The sequence below is a fragment of the Streptomyces sp. NPDC058864 genome, assembly GCF_042742985.1.
In the GTDB taxonomy this organism is placed as follows: domain Bacteria; phylum Actinomycetota; class Actinomycetes; order Streptomycetales; family Streptomycetaceae; genus Actinacidiphila.
Genome location: NZ_JBHYMQ010000017.1, coordinates 1 through 14,656, shown reverse-complemented (window position 1 = coordinate 14,656; position 14,656 = coordinate 1). Strand labels below are relative to the sequence as shown.

16 protein-coding genes are annotated in these 14,656 nt (G+C 73.4%); 11 read left to right on the top strand and 5 right to left on the bottom strand.

Annotated features, from left to right (window positions below; translation table 11 throughout):
- The first annotated feature begins 36 nt into the window (after positions 1 to 36).
- Both ACFW3D_RS15725 and ACFW3D_RS15720 read left to right on the top strand, forming a co-directional pair.
- A complete protein-coding gene (locus ACFW3D_RS15725; RefSeq protein ID WP_500504693.1) occupies positions 37 to 471 on the top strand; it encodes an ATP-binding protein in 435 nt (144 codons plus the stop codon).
- 290 nt (positions 472 to 761) lie between these two features.
- A complete protein-coding gene (locus ACFW3D_RS15720; RefSeq protein ID WP_018560806.1) occupies positions 762 to 932 on the top strand; it encodes a hypothetical protein in 171 nt (56 codons plus the stop codon).
- A gap of 69 nt (positions 933 to 1,001) precedes the next feature.
- On the opposite strand, the gene ACFW3D_RS15715 is transcribed toward ACFW3D_RS15720, so the two are convergent.
- Genes ACFW3D_RS15715 through ACFW3D_RS15705 form a run of 3 tightly spaced genes read right to left on the bottom strand, consistent with a single transcriptional unit; the run spans position 1,002 to position 2,290 of the window.
- Complete coding sequence (locus ACFW3D_RS15715) at positions 1,002 to 1,397, bottom strand: (2Fe-2S) ferredoxin domain-containing protein (protein ID WP_500504692.1); 396 nt, start codon at positions 1,395 to 1,397, stop codon at positions 1,002 to 1,004.
- A complete protein-coding gene (locus ACFW3D_RS15710) occupies positions 1,394 to 1,780 on the bottom strand; it encodes a PPOX class F420-dependent oxidoreductase (protein WP_500504691.1) in 387 nt (128 codons plus the stop codon). Before ACFW3D_RS15710 ends, ACFW3D_RS15715 begins: the two co-directional genes overlap by 4 nt.
- 9 nt (positions 1,781 to 1,789) lie before the next feature.
- Positions 1,790 to 2,290 carry a GNAT family N-acetyltransferase gene (locus tag ACFW3D_RS15705; protein ID WP_500504690.1) on the bottom strand — a complete coding sequence of 167 codons (501 nt, stop codon included), beginning with the start codon at positions 2,288 to 2,290 and terminating at the stop codon, positions 1,790 to 1,792.
- 72 nt (positions 2,291 to 2,362) lie between these two features.
- On the opposite strand from ACFW3D_RS15705, the gene ACFW3D_RS15700 reads away from it, so the two are divergent.
- Positions 2,363 to 3,163, top strand: a complete 801-nt coding sequence (locus ACFW3D_RS15700; protein ID WP_500504689.1) for an exodeoxyribonuclease III — start codon at positions 2,363 to 2,365, stop codon at positions 3,161 to 3,163.
- Between the two features lie 38 nt (positions 3,164 to 3,201).
- Here the strand turns inward: ACFW3D_RS15700 and ACFW3D_RS15695 are convergent, their stop codons facing one another.
- Positions 3,202 to 3,555 (bottom strand): hypothetical protein, encoded by a 354-nt coding sequence (locus ACFW3D_RS15695; RefSeq protein WP_500504688.1) that lies wholly within the window; start codon positions 3,553 to 3,555, stop codon positions 3,202 to 3,204.
- A 179-nt stretch (positions 3,556 to 3,734) separates the two neighbouring features.
- Here ACFW3D_RS15695 and ACFW3D_RS15690 point away from each other — a divergent pair, with 179 nt between their 5' ends.
- The 5 genes from ACFW3D_RS15690 (at position 3,735) to ACFW3D_RS15670 (ending at position 11,326) form a co-directional block, all read left to right on the top strand.
- A complete protein-coding gene (locus tag ACFW3D_RS15690; RefSeq protein ID WP_500504687.1) occupies positions 3,735 to 4,361 on the top strand; it encodes a GntR family transcriptional regulator in 627 nt (208 codons plus the stop codon).
- A gap of 142 nt (positions 4,362 to 4,503) precedes the next feature.
- Positions 4,504 to 7,179 (top strand): pyruvate dehydrogenase (acetyl-transferring), homodimeric type, encoded by a 2,676-nt coding sequence (aceE, locus tag ACFW3D_RS15685; protein ID WP_500504686.1) that lies wholly within the window; start codon positions 4,504 to 4,506, stop codon positions 7,177 to 7,179.
- A gap of 222 nt (positions 7,180 to 7,401) precedes the next feature.
- Positions 7,402 to 7,881 carry a MarR family winged helix-turn-helix transcriptional regulator gene (locus tag ACFW3D_RS15680; RefSeq protein WP_500504685.1) on the top strand — a complete coding sequence of 160 codons (480 nt, stop codon included), beginning with the start codon at positions 7,402 to 7,404 and terminating at the stop codon, positions 7,879 to 7,881.
- Positions 7,882 to 7,912: 31 nt separating this feature from the next.
- Complete coding sequence (locus tag ACFW3D_RS15675; RefSeq protein ID WP_500504684.1) at positions 7,913 to 9,661, top strand: MFS transporter; 1,749 nt, start codon at positions 7,913 to 7,915, stop codon at positions 9,659 to 9,661.
- 138 nt (positions 9,662 to 9,799) lie between these two features.
- Entirely contained in the window at positions 9,800 to 11,326 is a 1,527-nt protein-coding gene (locus ACFW3D_RS15670; protein WP_500504683.1) for a glutamate synthase subunit beta, read from the top strand.
- On the opposite strand, the gene ACFW3D_RS15665 is transcribed toward ACFW3D_RS15670, so the two are convergent.
- A complete protein-coding gene (locus ACFW3D_RS15665) occupies positions 11,295 to 12,332 on the bottom strand; it encodes a Gfo/Idh/MocA family protein (RefSeq protein ID WP_500504682.1) in 1,038 nt (345 codons plus the stop codon). The genes ACFW3D_RS15670 and ACFW3D_RS15665 overlap by 32 nt on opposite strands.
- Before the next feature lie 260 nt (positions 12,333 to 12,592).
- Here ACFW3D_RS15665 and ACFW3D_RS15660 point away from each other — a divergent pair, with 260 nt between their 5' ends.
- The 3 genes from ACFW3D_RS15660 to ACFW3D_RS15650 all read left to right on the top strand — a co-directional run bounded on the left by ACFW3D_RS15660 (position 12,593) and on the right by ACFW3D_RS15650 (position 14,384).
- Positions 12,593 to 13,171, top strand: coding sequence for a helix-turn-helix domain-containing protein (locus ACFW3D_RS15660; RefSeq protein ID WP_500504681.1), 579 nt, complete (start codon positions 12,593 to 12,595; stop codon positions 13,169 to 13,171).
- Positions 13,172 to 13,406: 235 nt separating this feature from the next.
- Entirely contained in the window at positions 13,407 to 13,931 is a 525-nt protein-coding gene (locus tag ACFW3D_RS15655) for a GNAT family N-acetyltransferase (RefSeq protein ID WP_500504828.1), read from the top strand.
- Positions 13,932 to 13,985: 54 nt separating this feature from the next.
- Positions 13,986 to 14,384 carry a VOC family protein gene (locus tag ACFW3D_RS15650; protein WP_500504680.1) on the top strand — a complete coding sequence of 133 codons (399 nt, stop codon included), beginning with the start codon at positions 13,986 to 13,988 and terminating at the stop codon, positions 14,382 to 14,384.
- Positions 14,385 to 14,656: the final 272 nt, after the last annotated feature.

The following is a 14,656-nucleotide window of genomic DNA, read 5'->3' as shown; positions in this document are numbered from 1 at the left end:
TTGCCTTCTGTGTAAGCAGTGGCCATAGTTGCGTGTGTGCTCTATGCCATAAGCGCCCGGGACACCTTCCGGCTCCGACTGCCGGCGCAGGCCTCTTCGGTCGGCGTCGCACGCCGCCAGGTGCGCTCCGCGCTGAGCGGATGGGGCCTGTCGGGGCTGGGCGACGACGCCGGCCTGGTGGTGAGCGAACTCTTCACCAACGCGGTGGTGCACAGCGGCAGCGACCACGTCGCGTGCCTGCTCTGGACGGCGGGCGGCAAGCTGCACATCGAGGTCGTCGACGAGGGACGCGAGCCGGCCGGCCCCCTGGCCCGCACGGCCGCCGACGGCGACGAGAGCGGCCGCGGGCTCGCCCTTGTCGCCCATTTGGCCGAAGGCTGGGGAGTTCGCCCGCCGGCCCACGGCGCCGGTCGCGCGGTGTGGGCGACCCTCGCCTGTGCCCGTGGCGAGGCGGTCCGGCGCAGCGGTTGAACGCCGGGTGACGCCCCGCCCGCGTGCGCGGGAAGGGTGGCCGTCCCCGGGACGTGCCGTATTGGGATGGTGGCACCCCGCCGCCGGGCATAGGCTTCTCCCGACGGAAAGGCCTTCGGGGGAGCACCAACACCCCCTGCCTCCGCCCCGGGAGGAACCGCTCACCGCGGTCCCCGCCCGGTTCCGCAACCGGCGCCACCGCGTCCGCTCAGCCATCAGCCCGACCGGGCGGTCGGCGTCCGGCAGCGGCCGGGCCGGCGTCCGGCTCACCCGACACGAAGGAGTGCGCGGTGACACCCGAGAAGTCCAAGCGGAACCAGCTCCCCAAGGAGCCCGACGATCAGCCCGCACAACAGCGGGAGGTGCGGAACCTGGACGTCTGGGCCAGGTCGGCGCCGATCCGACTGGCCGGCTACGAGGACGATCTGAACGAGCCGCACATCCTGCGCAGCATCGACTGACCCTCGGGCACGGCCGGTTCACGGGCCGTACGGGCGACGAAGCCCGTACGGCCCCTGCCGTGCCCGGCCTCAGGGAGCCGTGTCCGCCGCGCCCACGGCGCGGCCGCCGGGCGGCTGCATGGCGTAGAGGTCCAGTACGGCGGGCGGCGCGGCACGGCCCGGTCCCCCGGCGCGCACCCACGCGACGATGTCGTCGACGGCGCCGGGGTCGTTGACCAGGCCCAGCCAGACCGGGCGGCCCCCGGCCGCACGTCCCTCCGGCGAGGGCTGGACGACCACGACGTTCGCCTGCTCGCACACGTCGAGGCACTCGGTGACACGCACCCGGCAGACACCGGCGAGTTCCCGCCGGAGCCGGTCGAGTTGGGCGTCGTGGTCGACGCCGGGGACCTTCTCCGTACCGCAGCAGCAGTCGCGGCAGACGCTCACCGTGCAGGAGGCCCGACGCGGCCCACCGCCGCTCACGTGAGGGTGATCCGCACGCCGACCGTGCCCTCGCGGCCGCGGCGCAGCCGGCTGCCGAACAGGGTCAGCCGGCCGAACAGCCCGTACTTGCGGGCGACCAGGGAGCGGTAGCGCTTCGTCTCCTCCGCCCCGAGGATCTCGGCGCGCGCGGGCACCTGCTCCCCCGTGGGGTTGCCGCGTACGTCGCACGGGCCGACCAGCACGTCGGCGCGGTTGCGGATCCGCTTCACCTTGCCGGAGTCCGCCGCGGTCCAGGCGCCCAGCGCCTCGCCGTCACGGACCACCCAGACCGGGGTGGCGACGGTGCGGCCGTCCCGCCGGTAGGTGGTGACCAGTAGGTACTTGCCCGCCGCGAGCCGGGCGGCCGCGCTGTCCTCGATCATGGACCAAGGCTACGCGGGAATGGCCTCCACGGCCGGTGCCGGCAGGGATTTGCCGAGGCACACGCTGAGCGGACTGTCCTTGTAGTGGCCGAACTTGGGCACCGCCGTGTAGCCGCAGGAGGCGTAGAGGGCGATCGCCTCCGGCTGCATCTGCCCCGTCTCCAGCACCATCCGGGTGCGGCCCGCCGCGGCGGCGCCGGCCTCCAGCGCGGCGAGCATCCGGCGCGCGAACCCGCGGCCCCGGGCCTGTGGCACCACGTACATCCGCTTGACCTCGGCGTCGCCGTCCTCGAAGCCCTCCGGGGAGGTGTCCTGGCCGCGCCAGCCGCCGGTCGCCACGGGGACACCGTCGAGGTAGCCGACCATGAACTCGCCCTGCGGGCCGTCGAAGTGGTCGGCGTCCATCGCGGTCTCGTCGGGGCCGCCGTACCGCCGCACGTACTCCTGCTGCACCTGCTCGGTCAGCAGCACGGCGTCGGGGTGGTCGTAGCGCGTCTTCCGGATCTCCACCCGCACATCGTACGGGTGTGCGGCCTACGCCCCGGTACGGGCACCCTCCGGCGGGCCGGTATCGTCCCCGTCATGCTCACCGTGACCACCGTGAACGTGAACGGGCTGCGTGCCGCGGCCAAGAAGGGCTTCCTCCCCTGGCTGGAGGCGACCACGGCCGACGTGGTGTGCCTGCAGGAGGTCCGCGCCGAGGCCGCGCAGCTGCCCGAGGAGGTGCGCGCCCCCGAGGGCTGGCACGTGCTCCACGCGCCGGCGGCCGCCAAGGGCCGGGCCGGGGTGTCCCTCTACTCGCGGCGGGAGCCGTCCGCGAGCCGGATCGGGTTCGGCTCCGAGGAGTTCGACGGCTCCGGCCGCTACGCGGAGATCGAACTGCCGGGCGTCACGGTCGCCAGCCTCTACCTCCCCTCGGGCGAGGTGGGCACGGAGCGGCAGGAGGAGAAGGAGCGCTTCATGGCGGCGTTCCTCGAGCACATGGTCAAGCTCCGGGAGAAGGCCGCGGCCGACGGACGCGAGGTGCTGATCTGCGGCGACTGGAACATCGCGCACACCGAGCGCGACCTGAGGAACTGGCGTGCCAACCAGAAGAACGCCGGTTTCCTCCCCGAGGAGCGGGCGTGGCTCTCCCGTGTCTACGACGAGGCCGGGTACACCGACGTCGTGCGCCACCTCACCCCGGAGGGCGAGGGCCCGTACACGTGGTGGTCCTACCGCGGCCGCGCCTTCGACAACGACAGCGGCTGGCGCATCGACCTGCACGTCGCCACCCGGGGCCTGGCGGCCCGGGCGGCGCAGACCCGGGTCGAGCGTGCGGACACCCACCCCGAGCGCTGGTCCGACCACGCGCCGGTGACGGTCACCTACGATCTCGGCTGACCGGGAGCGGGCAGTGCGCGGCGGAGCTGCCTGCCCGGTCATCGGGACCAGCCCCGCGGATCCGCGTCGTACAGGGCGCATCTCGCCTGCCACCGGGCGAATCCATCGGTGATGTCATCGGGCGAGTGGCACCACTCGCCCTCACCGGATGAGCCATGCCAGACGACGCCGGGACGGCCTGGATTCCGGCAGAGGTCGAAACCGTGCAGGTACTGCAGAGCCATTCCGACCAGAGGGTCCTCGAAATCCGCGTCTGCCCCCTCGCCCTCCACCCATGGAGTCGCCCACGCATGAACGGCCTCACGGGTCGCTTCCCGCGCGGCCAGCGCACGCCATTGAGCAGCCACTTCGGCACGACCGGGCGGGATCGGCGTCGCATCTTGATCGTTCATGGAGTCACCATCCCAGCCGCTCGAACAAGTGGGCCACCTCGATTCGGCTCATGACCGCCGGACAGGTCCTGGCCCGCCGGGAGCGGGCGGTGCGCGGCACCCGGTGCCACCGTCCGGGACCGCCGGAGGGCGTCGCCGCCGTATCGTCTAGTCAGCTGCCCTTTTCCGGAGGAGTCCCCATGGCGCCGCCCGTCGTCCGCTCTCTGCGCGAGCAGATCCGCGAGTTCATCGTGGACGGCATCGTCAGCGGGCGGTGGAAGCCCGGGGAGCGGATCGTCGAGCGGGGCATCGCCACCGAGCTGGAGGTCAGCCAGACGCCCGTGCGGGAGGCACTGCGGGAGCTGGAGGTCATGCGGCTCATCGAGTCCGCCCCGAACAAGGGCGTGCGGGTGCGCCGGCTGACCGCCGCGGACCTGGAGGAGATCTACCCGGTGCGGGCCGGCCTGGAGCAGATCGCCGCGGAGCTGGCCGCGCCCCGCCTGCGGCAGGACCTGTCCGCGCTGGAGGCCGAGGTCGCGCTGCTGCAGGAGGCGGACGCGGAGGGCGACGCCGGGGCGCAGGTGCGGCACACCGTGGCGTTCCACCGCGAGCTGGTGCGGGCCTCGGGCAACAGCGTGCTGCTGCACACCTGGGAGTCGCTGGGCATCGAGGTGTGGACGGCGCTGTCGATCCGCTGGCTGGGCACCCGGCAGCGGCTGTACGCCGAGGAGCACCAGGCGGTGGTGGAGGCCTTCCGCAGGGACGACCCGCGGGTCGGCGAGCTGGTCAAGGAGCATGTGCTGGGCTGTGCCCCGCAGGGCGGCTGACCCCGCCGCGAGGACCGCCGAGGACCGGAGTCCCCCAAGGTGTGACCCTCGTCACATGGTATTTGATCGATCATCGATCAGATTTATTCTGTGAGAGACGGGGACACCCTGCCCGCACGGAACCATCTGGAAGGCGTTCACCATGACCGACGCCACGCTGAGCGCACTCGATCACCTGCCGGACCCCGACCCCGAGGAAACCGGCGAATGGGCCGCCTCCCTCGACGCGGTCGCCCGTGCCGCCGGCCCGGAGCGCGCGGCCTACCTGATGCGCCGCACCTTCGACCACGCGCAGGCGTCCGGCCTCTCGGTGCCTTCGCTGCTGGAGACCGAGCACATCAACACCATCCCGACCGCCGCGGAGCCCGAGCTCCCCGGTGACGCGGAGATGGAGCGGCGCATCGCCGGATGGAACCGCTGGAACGCCGCCGCCATGGTGACCCGCGGCAGCCGCCTGGGCCTGGGCGGCCACATCGCCACCTTCGCCTCGGCGGCCTGGCTGTACGAGACGGGCTTCAACCACTTCTTCCGCGGCAAGGAGGGCGACGGCTCCGGCGACCAGCTGTACGTCCAGGGCCACGCCTCCCCCGGCATCTACGCCCGCGCCTTCCTCGACGGCCGGCTGACCGAGCAGCAGCTGGACAACTTCCGCCAGGAGGCGGGCGGCGACGGCCTGCCGTCCTACCCGCACCCGCGCCGGCTGCCCTGGCTGTGGGAGTTCCCCACCGTGTCGATGGGCCTCGGCCCGCTCGCCGCGATCCAGCAGGCGCGCTTCAACCGCTACCTGACGCACCGCGGCATCAAGGACGTCTCCGGCTCGCACGTGTGGGCCTTCCTCGGCGACGGCGAGATGGACGAGCCGGAGTCGACCGCCGCCCTCGGCCTCGCCGGCCGCGAGGGACTGGACAACCTGACCTTCGTGATCAACTGCAACCTGCAGCGTCTCGACGGCCCGGTGCGTGCCAACTTCAAGATCGTCCAGGAGCTGGAGGCGAAGTTCCGCGCCGCGGGCTGGAACGTCGTCAAGTCGCTGTGGGGCTCGGCCTGGGACGAGCTGTTCGCCCTGGACACCACCGGCGCGCTCGTCCGGCGGCTGCGCGAGGTCCCCGACGGCCAGTTCCAGACGTACGCCACCCGCGACGCCGCCTACATCCGGGAGCACTTCTTCGGCGCCGACCCGGCGCTGGCCGAGATGGCGAAGCTGCTGACCGACGCCAAGATCACCGAGTGCTTCCACACCTCCCGCGGAGGCCACGAGCCCCGCAAGGTGTACGCCGCCTACCGCGCGGCCACCACGCACAAGGGCGCGCCGACCGTGGTCCTCGCCCAGACGGTCAAGGGCTGGACGCTGGGCCGCGGTTTCGAGTCGCGCAACGCGAACCACCAGATGAAGAAGCTCACGGTCCCCGAGTTCCGCACCATGCGGGACGTGCTCGAGCTGCCCATCCCGGACAGCGCGCTCTCCGGCGACCTGGTGCCGTACGCGCACCCGGGCGCGGACTCCCCCGAGGTCCGCTACCTGCAGGAGCGCCGCGCCGAGCTCGGCGGCCCCGCCCCGGCCCGGCGGGTGCACGCCGTGGCGCTGCCCGAGCCGTCCGCCAAGCCCTTCGAGGCACTGGCGAAGGGCTCCGGCGGCCAGGAGATCGCGACCACGATGGCCCTGGTCCGGCTGCTGAAGGACCTGATGCGGGAGAAGGAGAGCGGTCGCCGCTGGGTGCCGATCGTCCCCGACGAGGCGCGCACCTTCGGGATGGAGTCGCTCTTCCCGAGCGCCGGCATCTACTCGCCGCTCGGCCAGACCTACGACCCGGTCGACCGCGACATGCTCCTGTACTACAAGGAGGCGGAGAACGGGCAGATCCTCAACGAGGGCATCACCGAGGCCGGTTCGATGGCCTCCTTCACCGCCGCGGCGACCTCGTACGCCACGCACGGCGAGCCGATGATCCCGTTCTACATCTTCTACTCGATGTTCGGCTGGCAGCGGACCGCCGACCAGATGTGGGCCCTCGCCGACCAGCTCGGCCGCGGCTTCCTGGTCGGGGCGACCGCGGGCCGTACGACGATGACGGGCGAGGGCCTGCAGCACGCCGACGGGCACTCGCACCTGATCGCGTCCACCAACCCGGCGGCGGTCTCGTACGACCCGGCCTTCGCCTACGAGATCGGCGTCATCGTCCGCGAGGGCCTGCGCCGCATGTACGGCCCCGACGCGGAGGACGTCTTCTACTACCTGACGGTCTACAACGAGCCCAAGATCCAGCCGGTCATGCCGGCGGAGCCGGGCGTCGAGGAAGGCATCGTCAAGGGCCTGTACCGCTTCCGCGCCGCCGACACCGGGGCGCTGTCCGGCGACGCGCCGCGGCTGCAGCTGATGGCCTCCGGCACGGCGATCCACTGGGCCCTGGAGGCGCAGCAGCTGCTGGCCGCGGAGTGGGGCGTGGCGGCGGACGTGTGGTCGGCGACCTCGTGGAGCGAGCTGCGGCGCGGTGGCCTGGAGTACGACGCGGCGCGGCTGCGCGGCGAGGACGCGCCGCTCCCTCACGTCACACGTGTGCTGGAGGGCGCTCCGGGCCCGGTGCTGGCGGTGAGCGACTGGATGCGCGCGGTGCCGGACCAGATCAGCCAGTGGGTGCCGCAGGAGTGGCACTCGATCGGCACCGACGGCTTCGGCCTGTCGGACACGCGTGAGGCGGCCCGCCGCCACTTCGGCGTCGACCCCCGGTCGGTGGTCGTCGCCGCGCTGGCCGCGCTCGCCGGGCGCGGTGAGGTGAAGCGGGAGACCGTCCAGGAGGCCCGCGAGCGTTACGGACTCTGAGCCTCCCCACCCCGCCCCGGGTGGGGGCACGAGGGCCGGGCACGCCGTCACGGGCGGACCCGGCCCTTCGGTGTGTCCGCCCCGTGCCCGCCCGCACCGGCCTGCACCCGCCCGCGCCCGCTGCCCGCCCCGTGCCCGCCCGCGCGCCCTCTCGCGTCCCGTGCTCCCACCGCCTTGGGGAGACCCCTCCCCGAATACATAAGCCGGTGATATAAATTCCTTATGCATCTTCCCGATGACGACCCGGCCCACGGCCACGCCGTCGACGTGGCGCGGGCCCTGGAGCGGCTCTACCGCATGCTGCGCAGGCTCAGCCAGCCGAGCGAACTGTCGCTGACCACCGTGGCGACGCTGTCCACGCTGGAGCAGTCCGGACCGCTCCGGCTGACCGAGCTGGCGGCCCTGGAGGGCGTCACGCAGCCGGCGATGACCCAGGTCGTGTCGCGGCTGACGGAGGCGGGTCTGGCCGGTCGCGCGGCGGACCCGTCGGACGGGCGCGTGGTGCTCGTCGACATCACCGACGCGGGCCGGGAGGCCATCGCACGGCGCCGCGCCGTGCGTGCCGAGCGGCTCGGGGAGCTGCTGGAACAGCTGAGCCCGGACGAGCGGACGGCCCTGGTGGCCGCGCTGCCGGCCGTGGAGGCACTGACCCGGCTGGGGCAGCCCCCGGCCTCGTCGCGCCTCGCCCAGCGGAGCAATTGATCAGGCATCGGTTCTACGTCGGAGCAGCCACATGACCGCGCATGCGCAACCGTCCCGTTCCGTGAATCCGTTCAAACAGCCCAAGGCCGTGTTCGCGGTCGCCTTCGCCTGTGTGGTCTCGTTCATGGGGATCGGGCTCGTGGACCCGATCCTGCCCGCGATATCGGAGCAACTGGACGCCACTCCCAGCCAGGTGACGCTGCTGTTCACCAGCTACCTGGTGGTGACCGCGGTCGCCATGCTCATCACCAACTGGGTCTCCAGCCGGATCGGCGCCAAGCGGACGCTGATCGCGGGCCTCGCCCTGATCGTGGTGTTCGCGGCCCTGGCCGGCACCTCGGGGAGCATCGGCGGCATCGTCGGCTTCCGCGCCGGCTGGGGCATCGGGAACGCCCTGTTCATCGCCACCTCGCTGGCGGTGATCGTGGCCTCCGCGAGCGGCGGCTTCGTGGGCGCGATCATCCTCTACGAGACGGCGCTGGGCGTCGGCATCGCGGTGGGTCCGCTGCTCGGCGGGGTGCTGGGCAACGTGAGCTGGCGCGGCCCGTTCTACGGGGTCGCGGTCCTGATGGCGATCGCCCTGGTCGCCACCGTCGTCCTCGTGGAGCCGATCCCGCTGCCGGCCCGCAGGACCGGGCTGAGCGAGCCGCTGCGCGCGCTGCGCCACCGCGGCCTGCTGACGATGTCGCTGACGGCCCTCTGCTACAACTGGGCGTTCTTCACGGTGCTCGGCTACGCGCCCTTCCCGATGGGGCTCGGCGCGATCCAGCTGGGTCTGGTCTTCACCGGCTGGGGCGCACTCGTCGCGGTGTTCGCCGTCTTCGGCGCGCCGCGGCTGCAGGCCCGGCTGGGCATCGCCCGGACGCTCTACGCCAACCTCGCGCTGTTCGCCCTCACCGTGCTGGCCATCGCGATCTGGACGGACAACCGGACCGTGCTGATCGTCTGCGTGATCGTCGCCGGTGTCTTCATCGGCGTGAACAACACGGTCACCACGCAGGCGGTGATGACCGTCGCGCCCGTCGACCGCGCCGTCGCCTCCGCCGCGTACGGCTTCGTCCGCTTCATCGGCGGCGGCCTGGCACCGTTCGCCGCCGGCAAGCTGGTCGAGGCGTTCGGGATCCACGTGCCGTTCTACATCGGCGCCGGGGCGCTGGTGCTGGGCATCGTGATCCTCTCCACGGCCCACGGGCTGCTCAAGGAGGCCGAGAAGGTCCAGGCCGAGCAGGTCGACGCCACGGCGGAGCCCGGATCGGAGCCCGCCTCCGGTACCGGCGCCGCCCCGTCGCTGGTGCCGGTCGAGCACGACGCCGTGGTGTCCGGCGACGCGGGCCGCGGTGCCATCGTCGCCGCCGTGGACGGCTCCGCGAACGCCGAGCGGGTCGCCGAGGCCGCCGGCCGCCTCGCGACGATCAACGGCCGTACGGTGCACGTCGTCCACGCCGAGGAGTCCGCCGTCGTGGGTGACGCGGCCGCCGACGCGGAGGACCTGGAGTCCGCCCGGACCGCCGTGCGCAAGCACCTGGACCGGCTCGCCGCCCTCGGCATCCCGGCCGTCGGACACGTACTGCGGAACGCCACCGGGCACGGGGAGGTGGGCCGTCTGGTCGCCGAGCACGCGGAGCGCACCGGGGCCCGCGCCATCGTCGTCGGGGCGCCCGCGCACGGCGGGCTGCCCGCGCTGCTGGACGCGAGCGCCGGGCAGGCCCTGATGCGGTACGCGACCTGCGACGTCGTACTGATCAACCCGCGCTCGGCGGAGCTGCGCGCCGCGGCCTGAGTCCACGGCGGAAGATCACGGTGGCCGCGCCGTCGAAATACCGGCAAACCCGACGTATGGTGGCCTGACGGTGCCATGTGCCGGGGGACGCGGTCACCGTGACTCCCCACGATCGTGACGGCGGCGCCGGAGGCGGCCATGGCCGATCCCAAGGGCTTTCTCACCACCCCCCGCCGCACGCCCGCGCGCCGCCCCGTCTGCGAACGCGTCGAGGACTGGCACGAGGTCTACACCGGTCAGAGCCTGCTGCCGATCATCTCCGCGCAGGCCGGCCGGTGCATGGACTGCGGGATCCCGTTCTGCCACGACGCCTGCCCGCTGGGGAACATGATCCCCGACTGGAACGACCTGGTGTACCGCGAGGACTGGGCCGCCGCGGCCGAACGGCTGCACGCCACCAACAACTTCCCCGAGTTCACCGGACGGTTGTGCCCGGCGCCCTGCGAGAGCGCCTGTGTCCTGACCATCAACGCCGACCCCGTCACGATCAAGAACGTCGAGGTCGCCATCGCCGACCGCGCGTGGGAGGACGGCCTCGCCCGCCCCCGTCCCCCCGAGCGGCACTCCGGCCTCAGGATCGCGGTGGTCGGCTCGGGACCCGCCGGGCTCGCCGCCGCCCAGCAGCTCACCCGCGTCGGCCACACGGTGACCGTCTACGAGCGCGCGGACCGGCTCGGCGGGCTGCTGCGCTACGGCATACCGGAGTTCAAGATGGAGAAGCACCATCTGGACCGGCGCCTGGCGCAGATGCGGGACGAGGGCACGCTCTTCCGCACCGAGGTCGAGGTGGGCGCGGACCTCGACGCGCGGCGGGTCGTCGCCGAGCACGACGCGGTGCTCCTGGCGGTGGGCGCCACGGCCTGGCGCGAGCTCACGGTGCCCGGACGGGAACTGGCGGGCATCCACCAGGCGATGGAGTACCTGCCGCTGGCGAACCGGGTGCAGGAGGGCGACCTGACCGGGTCACCGGTCAGCGCCGAGGGCAAGGACGTCGTGATCGTCGGCGGCGGCGACACCGGCGCCGACTGCCTGGGCACCGTGCTGCGGCAGCACGCGGCCTCCGTCGTGCAGCTCGACATCAACCCGCTGCCGGGCGAGTGCCGTCCCGAGCACGAGCCGTGGCCGGTGCACCCGCGCGTCTACCGGGTCTCCCCCGCCCACGAGGAGGCCCGTGAGCTGGCCCGGCGCGGCGTCTGGGACCCGGCGGAGCACGGCGGTGTGCCGCTGCCCGGCCCGGAGGGCGACATCCGGGTGTTCTCCGCGTCGACGTTCCGCTTCGAGGGCGACGACGAGGGGCGCGTACGGTCGCTGCACCTGGTCGGTGTCGAGCCGCGGCACCGCCGCGCGCAGCAGGGCACCGAGCGGGTCATCCCCGCCCAGCTGGTGCTGCTGGCGCTGGGCTTCTCGGGGGCCGAGCGCGACTGCGGGCTGGTGACCCAGCTCGGCCTGGAACTCGACGGACGCGGCCACGTCGTCCGCGACGCCTGCTTCGCCACCGGGGTGGAGAAGGTGTTCGTCGCGGGCGACGCGGGCCGCGGTCAGTCGCTGATCGTCTGGGCGATCGCCGAGGGCCGGTCGGCCGCGGCGGCGGTCGACCGGTGGCTCACCGGCAGTACGTGCCTGCCGGCGCCGATCACGCCGACGGCCCGGCCGCTGGTGGCGTGACGGCGGCGGAACGCGGGCGCGGCTCGAAGCCCGCGGCGCGGTAGCAGGCGTCGATCATGCGCATCGACTCCACGGCGTCGTCGGCGTCCGTGGGCAGCGGGGCGCCCTCGCGCAGGGTCGCCGCGAACGCCTCCATCTGGTAGGTGTACGAGGTCCGCTTGCCGAGTTCCTCGACCCGCTCGCCGTCCGGCGTGCGGACGACGACCCGGTCGTCGGTGTGCGGCAGCACGAAGCAGGGCGCGGTGGCCTCGCCCCGGCTGCCGACGATGCGCCAGCTCATCTCGAGGGCCTCGGCGTCCATGTGGCAGCGGGCCGAGGCGGTGGCGCCGCCGGGGTACTCCAGGTCCGCGTCCAGCCACTCGTCGACACCGGGGGCGGCGGCGCGCTCGCCGCCGCGCGCGGCCACCAGGCGCGGGGCACCGCCGGCCCACGGGGCCAGGGAACGCGCCGCGTGGAGGGAGTAGCAGCCGAGGTCCATCACGGCGCCGCCGGCCAGCGGCAGCGACCAGCGGGGGTCCTCGTCCGCGGGGGCGGGGATGTTGACCACCGTCTCCACGTGCCGCAGTTCGCCGAGCTCGCCGGACTCCAGCAGCTCGTGCAGGCGCCGGGTGACCGGGTGGTAGAGGTAGTGGAAGGCCTCCATGACGACCACGCCCGCCTTGGCGGCGGCGTCGCGCACCTCGATGGCCTCCTCGAGGTTGCTGGCGGAGGGCTTCTCGCTGAGGACGTGCTTGCCCGCGGCGATGGCGGCCAGGTTCCAGGGACCGTGGAGGCCGTTGGCGAGCGGGTTGTAGACGGCCTCGACCTCGGGGTCGGCGATGACGTCGGCGTACGTGTCCAGCACGCGCTCGACGCCGTGCTCGGCCGCGAAGTCCGCCGCCCGGGAGCGGTCGCGGGCGGCCACGGCGACGAGCCGGTGGCCGGTCGTGCGGGCCGGGGCGGCGATGGCTGCCCCGGCGATGCGGGCGGCGCCGAGGACGCCGATGCGCAACGGTTCGGTGGTCATGCGGTGCGTACCTCTTCCATACGTTCGGGTCGGTGGTCCCCGGGGGACAACCTGCGGGCCTCGGCGATCCCTCCGGCCTCGACCCCGTCGGCGACGGTACACGGCGCGGGCGAACGGCCCGTGGCGGCCCCGGGAATGGGTCCGGGGGGCACTCTCGGGGCGCCGCGGCACGTGCCCGCCGGCGCCCCGGCTCCAGGGTCCCGGTACGGACGGCCGGCTCGCGCTCGACGATGTCCCGGATCTGGGATACCGTCCCGTATGTGAGAGAACCTGATCCCGCGTCCGTCGACGCCCGCCTGGCCGCGCGCCTCGCCGAGCTGCGCGACGAACGCGGCTGGTCCCTGGACCAGCTCGCCGACCGCACCGGCATCAGCCGCTCGACGCTCTCCCGCCTCGAACGCGCCGAGATCAGCCCCACGGCCGCCCTGCTCGGACGCCTGTGCACCGCGTACGAGCGCACCATGTCCCGGCTGCTGGCCGAGGTCGAGAGCGGCGGCGAGCCCGCGCAGCTCGTACGCGCCGCCGACCAGCGCGTCTGGACCGACACCCCGTCGGGCTTCGAACGGCGCTCCGTCTCTCCCCCGCACCCGGGACTGCGTGCCGAGATCGTCGAGGGGATTCTCAGCCCGGGTGCGGACATCGCGTACGAAGGCCCGCCCGTCGCCGGCCTCGAGCACCACGTGTGGCTGCGCGAGGGCGCGCTCGAGGTCACCGTCCGGGACCGCGCCCACCGCCTCGCCCCCGGCGACTGCCTCCGCTACCGCCTGTGGGACGCCTCCCGCTTCCGCTGCCCCGGCCCGGACCCCGCGCGCTACGCCGTGGTGGTCGTACTGCCGTGAAGCCTCCCCGTCCCGAGGCGGGAGGGTCCCCGGCTCGGGAGGCCCAGCGGGTCGGCGACCCGCACGATCTCGCTCCCCCGACACCAGCCGGGCCAGAACCCGGCCGGTCGGGCAACGGGTTTCGCCACGGGCGGAGGCATCCCGTTTCCCGCCCTGCGCCGCAGGGGTCCGATCGCTTCCCGGCCCGGAGGCCGGCCGTCCCCGGAGGAACCTGGTGAAGGACGCCCCCGCGCTCGTGCACACCATCGTCCCGCTGTCGCCAGGAGTCCTCCTGGACGCCGTCGACGACCTCGCCGCCCTCCTGGTGGACGCCGTCGCGGGCGGCGCCTCCCTCGGCTTCCTGGCTCCCTTCACCCACGCCGAGGCGGCCGGGTGGTGGCGCACCCGCGCCCGCGCGGTCGCGTCCGGCGACCTCGTCGTCTGGGCCGCCCGCGACGCCGCCGGCGTCACCGGCACCGTCAGCCTCGCCCGCGAGGCCAAGCCCAACGGCCGGCACCGCGCCGAGGTGCTCAAGCTCATGGTGCACCGCCGCGCCCGCGGCGCCGGCCTCGGCCGTGCCCTCCTCACCACCGCCGAACACGCCGCGGCGGCCGCGGGCGTGTCCCTGCTGCTGCTCGACACGGAGACCGGCAGTCCCGCCGAGCGCCTCTACCGCTCCGCCGGCTGGACCCCCTACGGCACCGTCCCCGGCCACGCCGCCGACCCCGCGGGCGTGCTCAGGCCGACGACCTTCTTCTTCAAGGCGCCGACGGCCGTGTGAGCCGTCGCGACGGTCCTCTAGGCTGAGCGCCCATCCGCACTGCATGGGGGAGAAATGACCAGTAGGTTCACCGAGTTGACCGTCGACTGCCACGATCCGGAGCGCCTCGCGGCCTTTTGGTGCGCGGTACTGGACTTCAAGGTGATCGACCGGAGCGAGGGCAAGGTCGAGATCGGCTCCTGGGAGCCGACCGTCGAGGAGGTCCGGGCCCGCCAGATGGCGCCGACCCTGGTGTTCATCCAGGTGCCCGAGGGCAAGACCGTGAAGAACCGGCTCCACCTCGACGTCAGCCCGATCGACGGCAGTACCGGCGACGAGGTGGCCAGGCTGCTCGACCTCGGCGCGACGAAGGTGGACGTGGGCCAGGGCCCCGGCCGGAACTGGGTCGTCATGGCCGACCCCGAGGGCAACGAGTTCGACGTCCTGCGTTCCCTGGCACCGTCCGGTGCATGACCCGTCCCACGGGTCAGCGGTCGCGGAAGCCGGTCGAACACCCGGGGACAGGCGGGCAGGCTGAAGAGCGCCTCCTTCGCCAGCCGCTCCGCGCGAGCATGGTGTCACACGTGTCACACGCCCCGGGAATCGCTCCGCTGACGTGAAAGCCCTTCCTCGCAGGCGAGGACCCCCCACTATGCTGACCGGCATGAGTGAGGGACTGCTGGAACGGCGTGAGGGCCCGGCGGGCGACGGGGCGGCCTCCGAGGCGATGGTCGTGGTCGAGGACC